This is a genomic window from Antarctobacter sp. (assembly GCF_965277915.1).
Classification (GTDB): domain Bacteria; phylum Pseudomonadota; class Alphaproteobacteria; order Rhodobacterales; family Rhodobacteraceae; genus Antarctobacter.
This window is the reverse complement of record NZ_OZ255849.1, coordinates 273,645-289,268: the sequence shown is the minus strand read 5'-3', so window position 1 is coordinate 289,268 and position 15,624 is coordinate 273,645. Positions and strand designations below refer to the sequence as shown.

The 15,624-nt window shown below is 62.1% G+C and carries 15 protein-coding genes and 1 pseudogene; 9 read left to right on the top strand and 7 right to left on the bottom strand.

Annotated elements, in window-relative coordinates; all coding sequences use genetic code 11:
• Nucleotides 1-30: 30 nt before the first annotated feature.
• Complete coding sequence (locus ACQY5B_RS02330; RefSeq protein ID WP_420326550.1) at nt 31-741, bottom strand: GntR family transcriptional regulator; 711 nt, start codon at nt 739-741, stop codon at nt 31-33.
• A 247-nt stretch (nt 742-988) separates the two neighbouring features.
• On the opposite strand from ACQY5B_RS02330, the gene ACQY5B_RS02325 reads away from it, so the two are divergent.
• Genes ACQY5B_RS02325 through ACQY5B_RS02300 form a run of 6 tightly spaced genes read left to right on the top strand, consistent with a single transcriptional unit; the run spans nt 989 to nt 7,183 of the window.
• Nucleotides 989-2,557, top strand: a complete 1,569-nt coding sequence (locus ACQY5B_RS02325) for an ABC transporter substrate-binding protein (protein ID WP_420326551.1) — start codon at nt 989-991, stop codon at nt 2,555-2,557.
• Complete coding sequence (locus ACQY5B_RS02320; protein WP_420326552.1) at nt 2,554-3,537, top strand: ABC transporter ATP-binding protein; 984 nt, start codon at nt 2,554-2,556, stop codon at nt 3,535-3,537. The genes ACQY5B_RS02325 and ACQY5B_RS02320 overlap by 4 nt, the downstream gene beginning before the upstream one ends.
• Entirely contained in the window at nt 3,534-4,559 is a 1,026-nt protein-coding gene (locus ACQY5B_RS02315) for an ABC transporter ATP-binding protein (protein WP_420326553.1), read from the top strand. The genes ACQY5B_RS02320 and ACQY5B_RS02315 overlap by 4 nt, the downstream gene beginning before the upstream one ends.
• Complete coding sequence (locus ACQY5B_RS02310) at nt 4,556-5,482, top strand: ABC transporter permease (RefSeq protein WP_420326554.1); 927 nt, start codon at nt 4,556-4,558, stop codon at nt 5,480-5,482. Before ACQY5B_RS02315 ends, ACQY5B_RS02310 begins: the two co-directional genes overlap by 4 nt.
• Nucleotides 5,442-6,305, top strand: coding sequence for an ABC transporter permease (locus tag ACQY5B_RS02305; RefSeq protein WP_420326555.1), 864 nt, complete (start codon nt 5,442-5,444; stop codon nt 6,303-6,305). Before ACQY5B_RS02310 ends, ACQY5B_RS02305 begins: the two co-directional genes overlap by 41 nt.
• Nucleotides 6,306-6,322: 17 nt before the next feature.
• Entirely contained in the window at nt 6,323-7,183 is an 861-nt protein-coding gene (locus tag ACQY5B_RS02300) for an endonuclease/exonuclease/phosphatase family protein (RefSeq protein ID WP_420326556.1), read from the top strand.
• 213 nt (nt 7,184-7,396) lie between these two features.
• Here the strand turns inward: ACQY5B_RS02300 and ACQY5B_RS02295 are convergent, their stop codons facing one another.
• From ACQY5B_RS02295 to ACQY5B_RS02270, 6 genes are all read right to left on the bottom strand, one after another.
• The gene (locus ACQY5B_RS02295) at nt 7,397-7,660 is read right to left on the bottom strand and encodes a type I restriction-modification system subunit M N-terminal domain-containing protein (protein WP_420326557.1); all 264 of its coding nucleotides are present in this window, start codon (nt 7,658-7,660) and stop codon (nt 7,397-7,399) included.
• Between the two features lie 1,069 nt (nt 7,661-8,729).
• The gene (locus ACQY5B_RS02290; protein WP_420326558.1) at nt 8,730-9,788 is read right to left on the bottom strand and encodes a helicase RepA family protein; all 1,059 of its coding nucleotides are present in this window, start codon (nt 9,786-9,788) and stop codon (nt 8,730-8,732) included.
• Nucleotides 9,785-10,588, bottom strand: coding sequence for a bifunctional DNA primase/polymerase (locus ACQY5B_RS02285; protein WP_420326559.1), 804 nt, complete (start codon nt 10,586-10,588; stop codon nt 9,785-9,787). Before ACQY5B_RS02285 ends, ACQY5B_RS02290 begins: the two co-directional genes overlap by 4 nt.
• A gap of 134 nt (nt 10,589-10,722) precedes the next feature.
• Nucleotides 10,723-11,127: a helix-turn-helix transcriptional regulator gene (locus ACQY5B_RS02280; RefSeq protein ID WP_420326560.1), complete on the bottom strand. Its 405-nt coding sequence runs from the start codon at nt 11,125-11,127 to the stop codon at nt 10,723-10,725.
• Nucleotides 11,128-11,152: 25 nt separating this feature from the next.
• Nucleotides 11,153-11,839: a hypothetical protein gene (locus ACQY5B_RS02275; protein ID WP_420326561.1), complete on the bottom strand. Its 687-nt coding sequence runs from the start codon at nt 11,837-11,839 to the stop codon at nt 11,153-11,155.
• The gene (locus ACQY5B_RS02270; RefSeq protein ID WP_420326562.1) at nt 11,836-13,128 is read right to left on the bottom strand and encodes a tyrosine-type recombinase/integrase; all 1,293 of its coding nucleotides are present in this window, start codon (nt 13,126-13,128) and stop codon (nt 11,836-11,838) included. Before ACQY5B_RS02270 ends, ACQY5B_RS02275 begins: the two co-directional genes overlap by 4 nt.
• 576 nt (nt 13,129-13,704) lie before the next feature.
• Here ACQY5B_RS02270 and ACQY5B_RS02265 point away from each other — a divergent pair.
• The 3 genes and pseudogenes from ACQY5B_RS02265 (at nt 13,705) to ACQY5B_RS02255 (ending at nt 15,587) form a co-directional block, all read left to right on the top strand.
• Entirely contained in the window at nt 13,705-13,998 is a 294-nt protein-coding gene (locus ACQY5B_RS02265) for a hypothetical protein (protein ID WP_306043515.1), read from the top strand.
• Between the two features lie 158 nt (nt 13,999-14,156).
• Nucleotides 14,157-14,457, top strand: a pseudogene (locus tag ACQY5B_RS02260) (transposase); the annotation flags it as partial.
• Between the two features lie 110 nt (nt 14,458-14,567).
• Nucleotides 14,568-15,587, top strand: coding sequence for an IS110 family RNA-guided transposase (locus ACQY5B_RS02255; protein WP_420324722.1), 1,020 nt, complete (start codon nt 14,568-14,570; stop codon nt 15,585-15,587).
• Nucleotides 15,588-15,624 lie beyond the last annotated feature (37 nt).

Here is a 15,624-nt window from a genome sequence, read left to right as displayed (position 1 = left end):
TGCGCATGTCGCGCCTATAGCACGGGCCGGTCACGCCGGCGTTGTTGGCACCTCGTAGGCGACAAGGTCGGCACGGGCCACGGCACGCGACAATTCCAGGATGCGCCCGTCCTTGCTGCTGACGTTCAGCGCCGTTGTGACCATAACCGGCTGCAAGGGCGGAATATCCAGCGTCAACGCGTCATGCCGGGTGGGCAATCGCGCTTCGAACAATGTATTATGTCGGTGAAATCCGGAAAAACCCGTGTCGGCAAGGGCCTGGCTGACGCTGCCGCCCCGATGGGCTAGGGCATCCAGCAGGTTCTCCGGCAGGTCCGGGGCAAAACTGTGCTGCCCCAGAACTGCAGGGCGATCCTCAATATAGCCCAGCAACAGCGCAAATGGTACCGCTGTGCCGACCGTGATCCCTAGGTGCGCCGCGACTTCGTCCGGAGCGCGGCGCATACCACAATCAAGGATTTCAACCCGCCCGGAACGGCCATCGCGTCTGACATTGGTGCTGAACCGTGTTGTCGAGCTGACCCGAAAGCGCAGCGGGCGCTCCGCCACGTAGTTGCCGCGCCCTTGCCAGCTGTGGACCAGGCCCTCGGCGCGTAAGGCCTCGATGACGCGGCGGGCCCCGAACCGTGTCAGCCCGAACCGCGCCTCAACCTCGGCCAGCGAGGGCAAGCGGCTGCCGGGGGCGATGCGTCCTTCGCGGATCTCCTGCCGGAAATGGCCAAAGCAATCGCGCCACGACATCCACTCCGCGCTGGGGGCCGCGGCAAATTTTTCGGGGTCTGCTGACAAATCCGAATCCCGTGTCCTCACACTGCCACACAGTTAGCGACTGTGAGTGAAACTTTCATTAACCCCGGCACTCTTGACCACAGTTGTTATCCGATTGTCATGAACGGCGGTGCATCTCGACAGCGCGAGCAGGCACGGCGCCGCGAAACTCTTTTGCGCTTGCCGTCTGCTCGGACCCTTGTTGCAACCGGAGACCCCGATGACTCGTCTTCTGCTTCCCACCCGCCGCCAGTTTCTGGCCGGCGGCACCGCCCTTGCCGCCAGCGCAACGCTTGGCATGCCTGCCCTGGCACAATCAGGCCGCCCCGACGTGACCATCGCCGTTCAGGCGCTTGTCGACAATTTCGAACCGATCCAGGCGATCTCAAACGTCGGCCTGCGCGTCGTTAACGCCATGTTCGACACGCTGATGTACCGTGACTATCTTGGCAACGCCGACGGTAGCGGCACCCAGATCCAGCCCGCCATCGCCACCGGGATCGAGCGTCTGGGCCCGAACCGCGTCCGTGCCACCATCCGCGACGACGTTCTGTTTCACAACGGCGAACGCCTGACCGCGCGGGACGTGGCGTTCTCCTTTGGCGAAGACCGCATGTTCGGCGCTGAGCCGATGACTCCTCGGGCGACCTACTTCCGTCCCGATCTGGTCGAGGTCACGGCCCGCGACGACCGCACCGTTGATTTCGTCACCGCCGGCCCCGATTATGCGCTGGAAAAGCGTCTTGCCTCGTGGATTGGTTGGGTCGTTCCAGAAGGTCCGTTCCGCGACATGGGTCTGGACGGGTTCGGCGCGGCTCCCATCGGCACCGGCCCCTACAAGCTGAAGGAATTCATCCGCGGAGACCGGATCGTTCTGGAAGCCAACGATGACTACTACCGCGGTCGCCCCACCGCCCGCACCATTACCTTCGTGGTCGTTCCCGAAGCGTCGACCCGCGCGGCGGGCCTGATCTCGGGAGAGTATGATTTCGCCTGCGCCTTGTCGCCGGACGATATTGCCCTGCTGGACCGCTATGACAACGTCGACGCGCGCGGCGCCACCATCGAGAACACGCATCTGATCGTCCACAATCAGGTCGACAACATCCTGTCGGACAAACGCATCCGCAAGGCAATGTCGCTGTGCGTCGACCGCGACGCCCTGAACACTGCCCTGTGGAAAGGAATGGCCGGCGTCACCAATGGTTTCCAAATCCCCTCGCAAGGGATGGCCTATGACGCGGACCGCCCGGCCTATGGCCAACATGTCGAAACAGCGAAACAACTGCTGTCCGAGGCAGGCTATACCGGCGAAACGATCACCTTCCGCACACTTAACGATTACTATGTGAACTCTGTCGCCGCCGCGCAAGTCATGCAGCAATGGTGGCAAGAGGCCGGGCTGAACGTCGAACTGGTCATCATGGAAAACTGGGGACAGGTCACCGGCGACGGCTTGATGAGCCGCAACTGGTCGAACGGTTTCCCGCTGCCCGATCCTGTTGCCCCGCTGACCACCGATTGGGGCCCGACCTCGAACGTGCAGGCCAACTATGGCTGGAAAGCACCTGAAGAGTTCAACAACCTGCTGGAAACCATCAAGGTATCGCCTGACAGTCCCGAACGGACGGCGGCCTTCCAGCGAGCGCTCGACATTTTCGACGACGAAGCTCCGGGTTTCCCGCTCTATCGCCCCTACGAACTGTATGGCGTGCGGGCCGACATCAATTGGCGCCCGGTGACCTTCGAATGGATGGAACTGCGTCCCAACAACCTGAGCTTTGGATGACCGGATCCATGCACATCGAGGAGGCGACCTCCGCCTCCTCTTCCCCGTTGCTGGAGGTCTCGGAACTGGCCATCGGACCCAAGGGGGCCGATCAGCCGCCGCTGATTTCGGACGTGTCGCTGCGGCTGATGCCGGGGCAGACAATGGGCATCGTGGGCGAAAGCGGGTCCGGCAAAAGCCTGACCTGCCTTGCCATACTTGACCTTTTGCCGCCAGCGCTGTGCAGGACCTCGGGCAGCGTCCGTTTCAAGGGGCAGCAAGATGCAATCGCCACCGCACGCGGAAAACATGCGGCCATGGTGTTTCAGGATCCTTTTGCCGCGCTGAACCCGATGCGCCGGGTCGGGAGGTTCCTGACCGATCTTCTGCGCTTGCATCGCGGACTGACAGGCCGCGCTGCCGAAGCCGAGGCGATCCGCCTGCTGGACGCCATGGGCATCCCTGGCGCCGCACGCCGGATGAAGAGCTATCCGCATGAATTGTCCGGTGGCCAGAACCAGCGGGTGCTGATTGCGGGGGCGCTTGCCGGGCGGCCTTCGTTGCTGATCGCGGACGAGCCAACCACAGCATTGGACGTAACGACCCAGTCCGACATCCTCGACCTGTTGAAGTCCCTGTGCCGGGAACAGGACATGGGCCTGTTGATTGTCAGCCATGATTTCGGGGTGATCGCCGAAACCGCGCAGGATGTTGCCGTCATGTACGCTGGCCGCATTGTCGAACGCGCCCCGGTGGCACAGTTGTTCGCAGCCCCTGCCCATCCTTACACCCGCGCTTTGCTGGGATCGATCCCGCCGGAACATGGCGCGGCCCCGCTTGCTCCGCTGCCCGGGCAGGCCCCTGCCTTTGCCGTCGCCGGGCGGAACGCCTGCGCGCTGGCCGACCGCTGCGCCCATACCACCGAAACCTGCCGCCAGATGCGCCCCGAACCACATCGGCGCGGCGCTCATGACGTGTTCTGCCACATGGGGTTTGCATGACCATGCGCCTTTTGCCCCCGCCCCTGATCGAGGTCGCGGATCTGTCGCAGTCGGTTCCGGCCGGCGGATGGATGTTCCGGCGGCCGCCGCTGCGGATCCTCTGTGACCTTTCGTTCCGCGTCAGCGAGGGCGAGATGCTGGGCATCGTCGGAGAGTCCGGTTGCGGAAAGTCCACCCTGGCGCGGCTTCTGGCGGGGCTTGACCGGCCCAGCGCGGGCCGGATCACCGTTGCCGGCACCGATCCCGCGCCGCGCAACCGGTTGGCCTACCGCAAGTCACGGTCGCGGCTGCAATACGTGTTTCAGGATCCCATGTCGGCGCTGAACCCGCGCCTTACGATCGGCTATCAGGTCGCCGAAGGCATCCGCACACATCGTGTGGCCGAAGATCCGCAGGCGAAGGCCCGGGAATGGCTGTCCCGCGTGGGCCTTGGCCGCGATCATGCAGAGCGCTATCCGCATCAATTGTCCGGTGGGCAGCAACAACGGGCGGTGATGGCACGGGCGCTAGCGGTCGAACCCGTCTTTACCGTCTTTGACGAGCCGGTTTCCGCCCTCGATGTCTCTGTGCAGGCACAGGTGCTGAACCTGCTGGCGGACCTTCGGCGGCAACTGGGGCTGACCGGGGTCTTTATTTCGCATGACCTGCGGGTGGTGCGCTATATCAGCGACCGGATCGCCGTCATGTACCTTGGACAGATCGTGGAACTGGGCACGGCGGACGAGGTGTTTCACGATCCGCGCCATCCCTATTCCCAAGCATTGATCGGCGCGCTTCTCAGCCCCGATCCGGGCGCCCCCCGCCGCCGCAAGGCTCTTGTCGGCGGGCCGCCCGACATTTCGGCCCCGCCTCCGGGCTGCCGTTTTCACCCGCGTTGCCCGCGCGCGACACAACTGTGCCGCGAGGCTCCGCCGGTTCTGACGCGCGCCCGGGACGGTCGGCAAGTGGCCTGCCATCACGACCAGACCGGCGCTCTCCCCTCAACGCCGCAAGCGGCCCGGGCCAAGGTGATGGCACAATGACCCGGATGCTGATCACCCGTCTGATCCGCGCGCTCATCACCGCGTGGATAGTCGTCACCTTCACGTTCTTTGTGCTGCGCATCACCGGCGATCCAGTCCTGTCGCAGTTCTCGCCGGAAACGACCCCGCCCGAGATCATCGACTATTATCGCAAGCTCTGGGGGTTGGATCAGGCGCTGTGGTCGCAATACGCCATCTATATCGACGGGCTGTTGCACGGACGGCTTGGTACCTCCTATTCGGACGGTCGGCCCGTGGCCGGGATCATCGCGGAAAGGCTGCCCAACACGCTTCTGCTGATGGGGCTGAGCTTTCTCTTCATGCTGGTGTTCGGCCTGCCTGCCGGTGTCTTTGCCGCGTTCCGGCAGGGGAAATGGCTGGACCGTCTGGTCATGTCGCTCGCCGTGGCCAGCTATGCGATGCCCTCTTATGTCCTGGGCGTCGGGCTGATCTGGGTCTTTGCCGTGGAGTACCGCCTTTTGCCAAGCTCGGGGCATGGAACCCCTGCGCATCTGGTTCTGCCGCTGCTGACTCTGGCCACGGCCAATGCGGCGATCGTGGCCCGCTATGCCCGCGCAGCCACGCTGGAAGTCATGGGACTGCCGCATGTTCTGGCCGCACGGGCGCAGGGATGGCCGATGCGACAGGTGATCCTGCGCGACATCCTGCCAAATGCCGCGATTCCGCTGGTGACGGTCATGGGCTTTATCGCCGGTGGTCTCGTCGGTGGGTCCATCATCGTTGAATGGATCTTTGCATGGCCCGGGATCGGGCGACTTCTGATTGATGCGATCACGGCACGGGATCTTGCCGTGGTGCAAGCTCTGGTCCTGCTGTTTGCGGGCACCATGATTGCCGCCAACTTCATTGTGGATTTGACCTATGTTCTCCTCAACCCCCAGCTTCGCCTTTCCCGCCGCTAGGCGCCGCTGGCCGTTTGGCCTGATGCTGGCCATAGGCTGGCTGGCCGTGATGTGCCTAGTGGCGCTGTTTGCGCCGGTGCTGGCTCCCTATGGCTACGAAGAACAGGATCTTTTGTCCCGCCTCGCCCCCCCGGTTTTCCTTGGCGGCAGTTCCGATCACCTGCTGGGCGCCGATCACCTTGGCCGGGACGTCCTATCGCGCCTGATTTACGCCATCCGCATCTCGGCGATTGTCGCACTGGCCGGCACGGTCATCGGGGCCGTCCTGGGCACGCTGCTTGGGGTGCTTGCCGCGCAATGGGGCGGCCTCTTCGAAGAAGCCGTGATGGCGTTGGTCGATGCGCAATCCGCTTTGCCCTTCCTGATTTTCGCGCTGCTGATCATCGCCTTTTTCGGCAACAACCTTGCGCTGTTCATCCTGCTGCTGGGGTTTCAGGGCTGGGAGCGATACGCCCGTCTGGCACGGGGGCTGGTCCTGGACGCCAATACGAGGGGATACGCCCGGGCGGCCCGCGCCATGGGTTTGGCCGAATGGCGGGTGACGCTGATCCACCTCGCGCCGAACATCGCCGGGGCCATCGTGGTGCAATTCACCATCAACCTGCCCGAGACCATTTTGCTGGAAGCCGGGCTGAGCTTTGTCGGGCTTGGCATCCAGCCGCCCATGACCTCTCTGGGGCTGATGCTCAATGAATCCCGTGGCCACATGGTGCTGCACTGGTGGCTTGCCGCCCTGCCCGCCTTGGCCATTTTCCTCACCGCCCTCGCGATCAGTCTGCTCGGAGACAGCCTGCGCGACCGTCTTGACCACGCAAGCCACTGACTAAAAGGACTCTTTCCATGCTCTGCGCAAGCTACAACATCCAATATGCCAAGGGCAAAGACGGCCGGTACGATCTGGATCGTATTGTGGCCGAACTGGGTGACGCTGACCTGATCGCCCTGCAAGAGGTGGAAACCCACGTTGAACGCAGCGGCGACCTGGATCAGGCAAGGGAACTCTCCGAACGGATGCCGCATATGTACTGGTCCTACGGGCCGGGGATCGATGCGGATGTGTCGGTTGTTCAGAACGGGCGGGTCATCAACAAGCGCCGGCAGTTCGGCAACATGATCCTGTCGCGTTGGCCCCTGCTGTCGGTTACCAATCATCCCCTACCAAAGGTGGCGCTACACGGGCTTGTTCATTCGCGCCGCGCAATGGTCGAAGCGGTGATCGACACTCCGATGGGCGCACTGCGCTGCGCCTCGGTTCATTTCGATCACATCGGTCCGTCGACTCGTCTGCCGCAGATTGCCCTTGCCAAAGAGATCCTGCTGGACGGACCGCGTGCCGGGGCCAGCTGGGGCGGCCCCTTCGACGATGGTTGGTTCGAGCGCCCCGAACCGCCGATGCCCGCCCCGGTCATCCTGATGGGGGATTGCAACTTTGCTCCGGACAGTGCCGAATACGACGTGATGGTCGGTGGCAAGTCGCGCCTGTTCGGTCGGGTGCGCGAAGCACATGGCTTTGCCGATGCCTGGGTTGCCGCCGGTCACGCCGAGGACGAAGGTCCGACCATCTTCTTTGACACTTATGCCGAACGGATCGACTATTGCTTTGTCACCCGGGACCTCGCAGCACGTGTCTCCAAGGCATGGGTCGACACGGGGGCACAAGGCTCGGACCACCAGCCGGTCTTCTTCGAATTCTCGACCTGACGCGATCCGGTCTGTCGCGGGGGGAGCAGTATCCACTCGCGACAGACCGGGCAGACAAGCCAGACGAGTGTAGACCTCCAACCCTGGCATAGCGCTGCCGTGGGAGGGGCCACATCATTGTAACCCCACCGTTGGTGAACGACGTGCGACAATCCTGTTTGGGAACCGTCATCACAGGTTTGGCCGATCGTGTGCTGTTTGGGTTTTCAAGTGCTATCCGCGATAGGTTCCGAAAGATTTGAACTGGCTTCCGCTGAATTCCCATTTATCGGCATGGCCTTCGGGGAAGAAGCGACGGGCGATGGGGCCACCGAGGTCCTCGACCTTGCGTTCCTCGACCGTGTGCAGGTCGTCGAGCCGCTTGATGAACATGAGGAAGGTGAGCTGTTCGATCACGGAGAGCGGGTTGGAGACCCCACCGGACCAGAAGGCGTTCCAGACCCGGTTAACCTGGTTTCGGATGTTGCCTGTCAGCATGTGCGCCCCTCGTGGTTTTTTCGGCGACTATACATGTGGCGATGGTGGGGGAAATGTGATGGCGGCGCGGAATTTCCGCCGGTTTTGCGCTGATTGTGGTGACGTTGTTATGGGCCCGGATCCCGATTGCAGCGATCCCGCCTGTTAGTACAGGCGGACGCCTTATCGGTGGCCACGGGCAAGGGGCGGGCGCATTTCATCAGGGCATTGAGCAATGCCGCCACTGGGTCGGCCCGTTGGGATTACTCATGAAGGCCGAAATGGCAGAACAGGCGATCCAGGGTGGCGGTCTTGTCCCAAAACTTGATCTCGGTCGTGAACACCATTTCGCCTGCGTCGGAGGCGGGAACGGCTTTCGAGGTGACCTTGATCGACTAGATGGCCCTGGCGGTCCTGTCGGGCATGGCCTCCACGGGCAGGAGGTTGCCGTCCTGATCGCAGAGCTCGCGGATGTCCGATGTCTTCCAGCACCTGTGCCGCCATCATTTCAGCCCGTTCGGCGGCAGCGTCCTGCAAGTCGCGAATACGCTGCCGGATGCTTTCATTTGCGTTCATCTTGGCGGCGGTCGAGGGGCTTGTTTTGTAACCTGCTTCGACATAGGCCGCGACTGTCGTCGTGCCGGCAGCCGGGGCCTGTGCGAAGGCGGTGTTCTTTAGGGTGGGCAAGCTGGCCCTGCGGCTTTTGGGGGAAACGCTACCGACCATGTCAATGGCTGTAGAGGCTGGTACGGCTTCACGCATTTCCTCGGCCTCTCTAACGATGGGATCCTCGTAGGTGAGGAACTAAGGTCGTAGCAGGCGACGTCATCGCTCATCGCGGCCTCCGCTCATACCGAAAGTCGCTGCGACTGCGCTAAGGTCCCAGAGCTTCTCCGGGCCGGTAGAGACGGCATCGAAACGCTTTCAGCCAAACGTTGGGTTCCGTGTACTGCTCTTGTCGTTGTGCCACAGCCTGCCCAATCGCCAGAGGGAAAGACAGGACACCTCCTAGAGGTGTGTCCCGTCCGTCCCGTTTAACTGACCCGGACATGTCCCGGACTGTCCCGCAATGTCACGAATGTCCCGGTACTCAGTCATCATCCTTTACCTTCCAAACGTGGTCGCCCCACACGCGCACCTCGTCCAATTCCATGAGTTTCTTCTTGTTGCGGACGAACGCCTTGCGGGCCGCACTCGCACTGTCGCCCTTGGTCAGGCCGTGGACGCCACATGCCTCGCGCCAATGATCCACATGGACCACCTTGCGGTTGCTCGGGTATGTGTCGCCGCTCCTGGTCTCGCCGTGGTTGCGCAAGGCGTCATCCAGCGCCTGCATGGCAATCTTATGCGTGCCGGTCAGGGCCTTCTTGGGCGGCTCGCTGGCCTCGACCACCGCGCTTGTGACGGGATCACCATCCTCGTCCCGCCCCAGCGTGACCGACCGCAGGGTGAAGTTCAGCGGCTCGGCATAAGCCATGTCCCGCTGCTTCTTGCATACGATCTCGCCTTTGGACGTGACGCTGATTTCAGTATCCACCGCAGCCCTCAGCGCAGACGAACCCCGTGCCCCTCGATCCTCGTCCTTGCCAGTGTGATGCACCACCATGACATGCGCCCCGGTGGCCTCTCGGATCAGGTCGCAGTTCTTCACGAACATGGCCGCATCTTTGGCCGTGTTCTCGTCCCCGACGCCCATGCTACGGGCCAGCGTGTCCACGACCACCAGGGCGGGGGCCGCATCAGGGATGATCTCGCAGACGGCCAGCGCGTCCCCTTGGCCGTGCATGTCCAGACTGATGGGCAACAGGGTGAAGGGTGCGGACGCCATATCAGGGCGCTCTCGCTTGAACGCAGCCAGCCGGTTGCGGACGCCCGCGCCTCCCTCAGCGGCGATGAAGAGCACCGCTCCACCGTTCACCCGGCACCCGCGCCACGCTTTGCCCGCCGCAATGTGCATGGCGATGTCCAAGGCCACGAACGTCTTTCCCGCGTTCGACGGGCCGTAGAGCATGGACAGCCCGCCACGGGACAGCCAGCCCTTGACCAAGTGGTTGAGCGTAAGTACCGGCTCGATTGCCGACAGGCCCACAAGACGAGCCTCGATCTCGGATGCGCGGGGCCGGTTGCTGTTGAGGTTGATGATGGTCATTGCGCGCGCCTCCGCGCAATCTCGGACAAATCGGCCCCGTGCTGGCGCGCCAGTGCCGGGATGGTCGAAAAGGTCACGCCGCTGCGCTTGAATGACCGCCACTTCGCGGCCACCACGCCGGGGCGATACTTCTTCCCGCCCGCGCTCCACTGATCCGCCAAAGCCAGCCCTTCCTCGGACCCGCCGTAGCGGTCATGCAGAGCCATCAGGACGGCCAGCCAGTCCGAATAGGGCAAATCTGCCGGGATATGCGACAGCAACTCGCGCACCTCGTCAGTAGGCGTGGTGCAGCCTGTGTTGCGTGCCGGCGTCGCAGGCTGCCTCAGTAGCAACGCGCGCAGCCCGAACGGCACCGTCTCAAGCACAGGGAAGTAGCCTTTGTATTCCCCGCCTGCAGTGACCGAGCCAGGCGCAATCACGAACCCGCCTTCGCCGCGGGTGTCGATCTTTTTACCAATCTTACCTGTCGTGTTCCGTGCGCCATCGAAGTGCTGAAGATAGATGTGTGCGCCTCCCGATGGTGTTCGAACATTGATCTTGTCCAGCAGCGGCGCGTAGCTGACGGCCTGCATCAAGAACTGCTCGCCAATGCGATCACCAGTGACCTTGTCCACGTCCAGGTCGATGACAAACAGCCCATTGGCTGCACCGCAGGGAATGCCCCAAGCCCGGGCTCCGTGAGCGTGCCACTGCGAAATTGTTTGCGGGTCGCGCGTGGCCTTCCACTGCCAGCCGGAAATGAGGGGGGCCTTGTTGGGCCCCGCTGGGAAAATGTCGAAGGGGATGTCGGGAACGCTCATGCCCACACCCACAAGTGCATTGCCACAAGGGGAAGAGCAGCGATATACTCTCCACAGAAACTGAAGCTTTGCATGAGGCTTTCGACTCCGGTCGCGCCCGCCAGCGCGCCGGGGTTTTCATTGGCGGCCATCGTTCAGGACACCCGCGTTTTGCGGCTTTCGAGCCAGGCGACTATGTCGGTTTCGCGCCACGCGACGATACGCGCCCCCAACTTAACAGGCCTGGGAAATTCACCACGCTTCATCCAGTCATAGAGTGTAGAGCGAGAGAGCCCTGTACGGTTCTCCACCTCGCGGCGGCGGAGAAGGCGAATGTGTGAGGCATGCGGGGAAATGTGTGAGGCATGCGGGGAACTGGCTTCTTGCGCCCAGTCAAACCTAGAGATTCGACCTGCTTCCACTCTGGCCTTTTCGTTGGCCTCTGCCTGCTTCTGCGCGCGACGTGCGATTTCGTGTTGCGCGTGGGGCTTCTTGCTGTGGGCATCCATCATTTTTTCCCTTGTGTGTATCTTGAACACACCGGGAACGTGACGGAACATGGAATGCAAAGATAAGGGAGGAAATTCAGTTCTTTTCTGAATTATTTCTCCTCATAGAATCAATCGCTTGCTTGGCGTACTCTTCTGGGCTCGCGTCTACTTCTCCAGCTTCGAAGATGGTTTTCACAAACGAATAGAATCGGCCTTCCGTCGTATGTGCGTAATCGTTCCAAGTTGGGTGAGCCGGTTCAGCAACGTACTCCCTGAAAGCCAGCGCACAACACTGCGCCACCGCAAACGCGCCATCCTTAGGTGGCGCCCCTCTGCCAAAGGACTGTAACCTGCCCTCAAGCTCGGATGAGGTTCGTTCCAAGGATTGGCGCAGCGCGGTGCACAGGCGACTGAAGTCATCAGCTACATTGGATGAGCCCAATTTTGTGCCCGCCCAGACGAACTCCTCGAACTCTCCGTTCGATAAGTCGAGCAAACCGTCATGATCACGCGCCAGGAGTTCACGGGCCAGCGGGTTCAGGCCCCACAATGCGGTTTCAACTTTCTTGAGCAAATGAGCGATGTTTCTGAGTTGTTTGTCTGCCTTGTTCTTCTCTGCTTCGAGGGGCCTTCCGATGCGGTTCTCTTTAGCGGCCATTATCGCCGAAAGAAAAAAATCAACCAGCATGCTACGCGCAGATCCAGGCACTTCGTCCAAGCCGAGATGCTGCTCCAAGATCGGTTCGATACGGATTTTCAGTTCATCGCGTGATGCCTTCATTTGGGCATGGCCATGTTAATCAGGTTGCCGTTGGTCACCGCTTGCCCTCTGAGAAAGGCAGCCCAAGCCGCCATCATGTCCCGCCGTCGGTCGAGCATGTCGGATCTTTGATAGGCCCGCTCCACCTCCGAGCCGATGAAGTGGGCCAGCGCGATTTCGGCCATGTCACGGGGATAGCCCCGCTCTGCCGCCCATTGCCGGAATGTCGAGCGCAGACCGTGCGGCACGGCGGGTCGCTTGTTGCGCGGGTCGAGATAACCCGCACGGCCCGCCTTAACCTCGGCGTCTTGCATCCGCCGCATGACCGCTGAAATGGACATGTCCGACAGCATCCCGCCACGCGGGGCGAAGAACACGTACGGCGAGCCATCCATTCGCGGCAGGGCTTCCAGCACCGCGACAGCCTCGGGCGTCAAAGGCACGCGATGCTCCCGCCCGTTCTTCATCCGCGATGCCGGGACGGTCCAGACGGCTCCCCGTGTCGCAGAAGTCGCGGATGTCGCAACGGTCCCGAGGTCGATTTCGTCCCATGTCATGCCGCGCACCTCGCCCGAGCGGGCAGCCGTCAACGCCAGGAATTCGAGCGCCCGCGCGGCCATGCCGTCGCGTTGCCGCAGATCGGTCCACCAACGCGATACGTCCGGCAGCGCCAAGGCCGGTTGATTGTCTCCCTTGGCCACCTTCGCGGGCTTGGGCAGCGTCTCGGACAGGTTGCCTTTCCACCTCGCCGGGTTGTCACCCTTGCGATGCCCTGCCACCGTGGCCCAGGACAGCACGTTTTCAATCCGCCCGCGCAGGCGGGAAGCGGTTTCGGTCTTCACGGTCCAGATCGGTTGCAGCACGCGCAGCACGTCCTGCACCTCGATCTCCGAAACAAGCTTCGGCCCGAGAACCGGCGCGGCGTAGGTGTCCAGCGTCGAACGCCATTGCTTGCGGTGCTTGTCGTTCCTGAATTCATCCAGTTTCGAAGACAGGTATTTGTCCACGGCCTCGCCGAAGGTCATGCCTTCGCGGGCCTTGCGCTTGTCAGCCAGCGGATCGCCGCCCAGCATCGCCTTGCCCCGGTTTTCAAGCGCGACCTTGCGCGCCGTCGCCAGCGTCACGGCGGGCGGGCTGCCGAGCCCGAGTTCCGTCCGCTTGCCGCGAATGACGATGCGCTGCACCCATTGCTTCGCGCCGTTCCTTGCCACCCTTAGAAAGAGCCCGTGTCCGTCGAAGTATTTGCCCGGGTCGGTGACGCTCTCCACGAAACGGGCCGACAGCGCTTTTTCTGGTTTCCTGATATTCATGGTCAAACATATCCCCCAGCATGTCCCCCACCTTGACGTGGATTGCCTCGGATCATGCCGGAACACCTTGCACAAGTGAAGGTGGTTTTTTTCATTAACCGTTGAACATCTTGGGATCTTTGCGGCAGGTGCCGGACTAACCTATGGCGGCCTTCCTCTCCGCCAAAAACCGGCGCAACCACCTGATAATACGTAGAGTTTTAAAGCTCTCCTCCTGCGCCTCACCCTCCTTCCCACCATCAAAATCAGCATGCGGTACAGCCACTTGCGACCGCGAGTATTTCGACTTGCGTTGTGAATGTTGTATTCACGTTCACAACGGAGATCACGGGGATGCAGATTCAAAAAAATGGCACTTTTAGCAACTGAGCGCAAAAGACGACAACTGGAACGGCAACGCGAAGAGGAGCGTCGCCAGGAGGACTGCACATACCGGTACCTCCGAATACCCTTCTTCGAACACCTCGACGATCACGAGGACTTCAGTGTGCGCGAATCAACTTCGAACTTATGGGGATCGAGATGCCGGTCTTTGAGGATGACAGAGGTCCTGAAGCCTTTGCATTCGAAGAAGCAATGGGCGACGGTGACCGTGACGAGATGTTCCAGGGGGCACGCGGATCCATCGGGCGCGCCGAGAACATGATCGATAACCTGCTGTTCGCAGCGGTCGAACTCGCTTTGGTAGTTAACCGATTCAAGAAAGAAGAGCTTCAGGCCCGCCTTCGGGAAATCGAGAACGCCGATCTCGCGGACCCCGCCGCGCGCAAGGCGGCTCTCGCGGACGTGGCGCATATCTCGGCAGTGCTGGCGGAACTTGACAAGAACGTCCGCTGGACACTCCCCAAGTGGCGCGTCAAGGGCGTCTGACGACCCGGCACCCACCGAAACAAGACAATGATCTCGCGAGCGCCGCCCCTCCCGGGCGGCGAACAGATGATGTTTGCCCGAAAGCACAGGACTGACCTGCCCCCGCGAAATCCCTCACCGTAATGTAGAGGCAGAGCAAACTTTGAAGGAGCAGACAAATGCGAAAGAGCCGTTTCACCGAGGCGCAAATCATCGGGATGATCAAGGAAAAGGGTTCAAGCGTGAAGCGATTGATCCAGTGGATCAATCGTAGCGCCGAACGGAATGCCGACTGCGGAGGTGTGCCGTAGGCATGGCCTGAGCACGGCGACGTTCTACAAGCTGAAGTCCAAGTATGGCGGCCTGGACGTATCCGAGGCCGCCAGGCTGAAGGCACTGGAGGACGAGAACGTCAAGCTCAAGCGCCTGTTGGCCGATACCATGTTGGACAACGTCGTCTTGAAGGACCTACTGGGAAAGAGCTAACGGTGAGCCATTGATGCGCCATTGATGGTGTGGATGGCCCCACCAGCGGCTTCGCGTTGTGCCAAGGTGGGTCTGTGAAAGCCCGCACCTGAGAGGAGCCATCCATGGACCAACCCAACACCATCGGCCTCGATCTGGCCAAGAACGTTTTCCAAGTTCACGGAGTGGACACGGAAGGCACGGTCATCTGCCGCCGTCAGTTGCGGCGGTCGCAGGTCCTGGTGTTCTTTGCCCGGCTGGGCCCTTGCCTCGTTGGCATGGAAGCCTGCGCGGGGGCCCATCATTGGGCGCGAGAACTGGCAACCCTTGGCCATGAAGTCCGTCTCATGCCGCCCGCCTATGTGAAGCCCTACGTGAAGAGGGGCAAAACTGATGCCGCTGATGCCGAGGCCATTTGCGAGGCGGTGACCCGCCCGACGATGCGCTTCGTGCCGGTGAAGTCGGCGCAGCGGCAGGCGGCCCTGCTCGATCACAAGGCACGGGACTTCCTCGTCCGGCAGAGAACGCAAATCGTAAACGCGATCCGTGCGCACCTCGGCGAGTTCGGGATCGTCGTGCCGAAGGGAATCCATCACGTCGATCGCCTGCTCGACGCAGCCCGCGACGTGCATTCTACGGCGCGTCCGGCGCTGGACATGCTGGCCGGTCAACTGCGCGACACACAGGCCCGGATCGAAGAGGTCACTGCGCGGATCGGGGAGATGCAGGGCGAAGACGCGCTGGCGCGTCGACTTGCGACGGTACCCGGGGTGGGTACGATTTCGTCCAGCGCGTTTGCGGCCACCACCCCCGATGTGGCCGCCTTCCGCAGCGCGCGCGACTACGCGGCGTGGCTCGGCCTGACGCCGCGAGCTCATTCCAGTGGCGGGAAAGAGAGGCTCGGGCGGATTTCCAAGGCTGGCAATCGGTACCTGCGCAGGCTGCTTTACCTCGGCGCCATGGCCCAGATCAGTGCGCGGCGCGGACGTAGAGAGGGTGCATCAGGCCGGGTGCCGGACTGGATCGACCGGATGCTCGCCCGCAAGCCCGTAAAGGTGGTCGCTATCGCACTGGCTAACCGCATGGCCCGGACGATCTGGGCGCTGATAAGGCGGGGCGACAGCTACCGGAACACCATGGCTTGAGACGATAAAGAACGGCCAGGCAAAGAACGGCCAAGCC

Excerpts from the sequence above, each read along its gene's own strand:
- ACQY5B_RS02330 (WP_420326550.1), bottom strand. The coding sequence starts at position 741 with ATGTCGTGGCGCGATTGCTTTGGCCATTTCCGGCAGGAGATCCGCGAA.
- ACQY5B_RS02325 (WP_420326551.1), top strand. The coding sequence starts at position 989 with ATGACTCGTCTTCTGCTTCCCACCCGCCGCCAGTTTCTGGCCGGCGGC.
- ACQY5B_RS02320 (WP_420326552.1), top strand. The coding sequence starts at position 2,554 with ATGACCGGATCCATGCACATCGAGGAGGCGACCTCCGCCTCCTCTTCC.
- ACQY5B_RS02315 (WP_420326553.1), top strand. The coding sequence starts at position 3,534 with ATGACCATGCGCCTTTTGCCCCCGCCCCTGATCGAGGTCGCGGATCTG.
- ACQY5B_RS02310 (WP_420326554.1), top strand. The coding sequence starts at position 4,556 with ATGACCCGGATGCTGATCACCCGTCTGATCCGCGCGCTCATCACCGCG.
- ACQY5B_RS02305 (WP_420326555.1), top strand. The coding sequence starts at position 5,442 with ATGTTCTCCTCAACCCCCAGCTTCGCCTTTCCCGCCGCTAGGCGCCGC.
- ACQY5B_RS02300 (WP_420326556.1), top strand. The coding sequence starts at position 6,323 with ATGCTCTGCGCAAGCTACAACATCCAATATGCCAAGGGCAAAGACGGC.
- ACQY5B_RS02295 (WP_420326557.1), bottom strand. The coding sequence starts at position 7,660 with ATGCTGACAGGCAACATCCGAAACCAGGTTAACCGGGTCTGGAACGCC.
- ACQY5B_RS02290 (WP_420326558.1), bottom strand. The coding sequence starts at position 9,788 with ATGACCATCATCAACCTCAACAGCAACCGGCCCCGCGCATCCGAGATC.
- ACQY5B_RS02285 (WP_420326559.1), bottom strand. The coding sequence starts at position 10,588 with ATGAGCGTTCCCGACATCCCCTTCGACATTTTCCCAGCGGGGCCCAAC.
- ACQY5B_RS02280 (WP_420326560.1), bottom strand. The coding sequence starts at position 11,127 with ATGTTCCGTCACGTTCCCGGTGTGTTCAAGATACACACAAGGGAAAAA.
- ACQY5B_RS02275 (WP_420326561.1), bottom strand. The coding sequence starts at position 11,839 with ATGAAGGCATCACGCGATGAACTGAAAATCCGTATCGAACCGATCTTG.
- ACQY5B_RS02270 (WP_420326562.1), bottom strand. The coding sequence starts at position 13,128 with ATGAATATCAGGAAACCAGAAAAAGCGCTGTCGGCCCGTTTCGTGGAG.
- ACQY5B_RS02265 (WP_306043515.1), top strand. The coding sequence starts at position 13,705 with ATGGGCGACGGTGACCGTGACGAGATGTTCCAGGGGGCACGCGGATCC.
- ACQY5B_RS02255 (WP_420324722.1), top strand. The coding sequence starts at position 14,568 with ATGGACCAACCCAACACCATCGGCCTCGATCTGGCCAAGAACGTTTTC.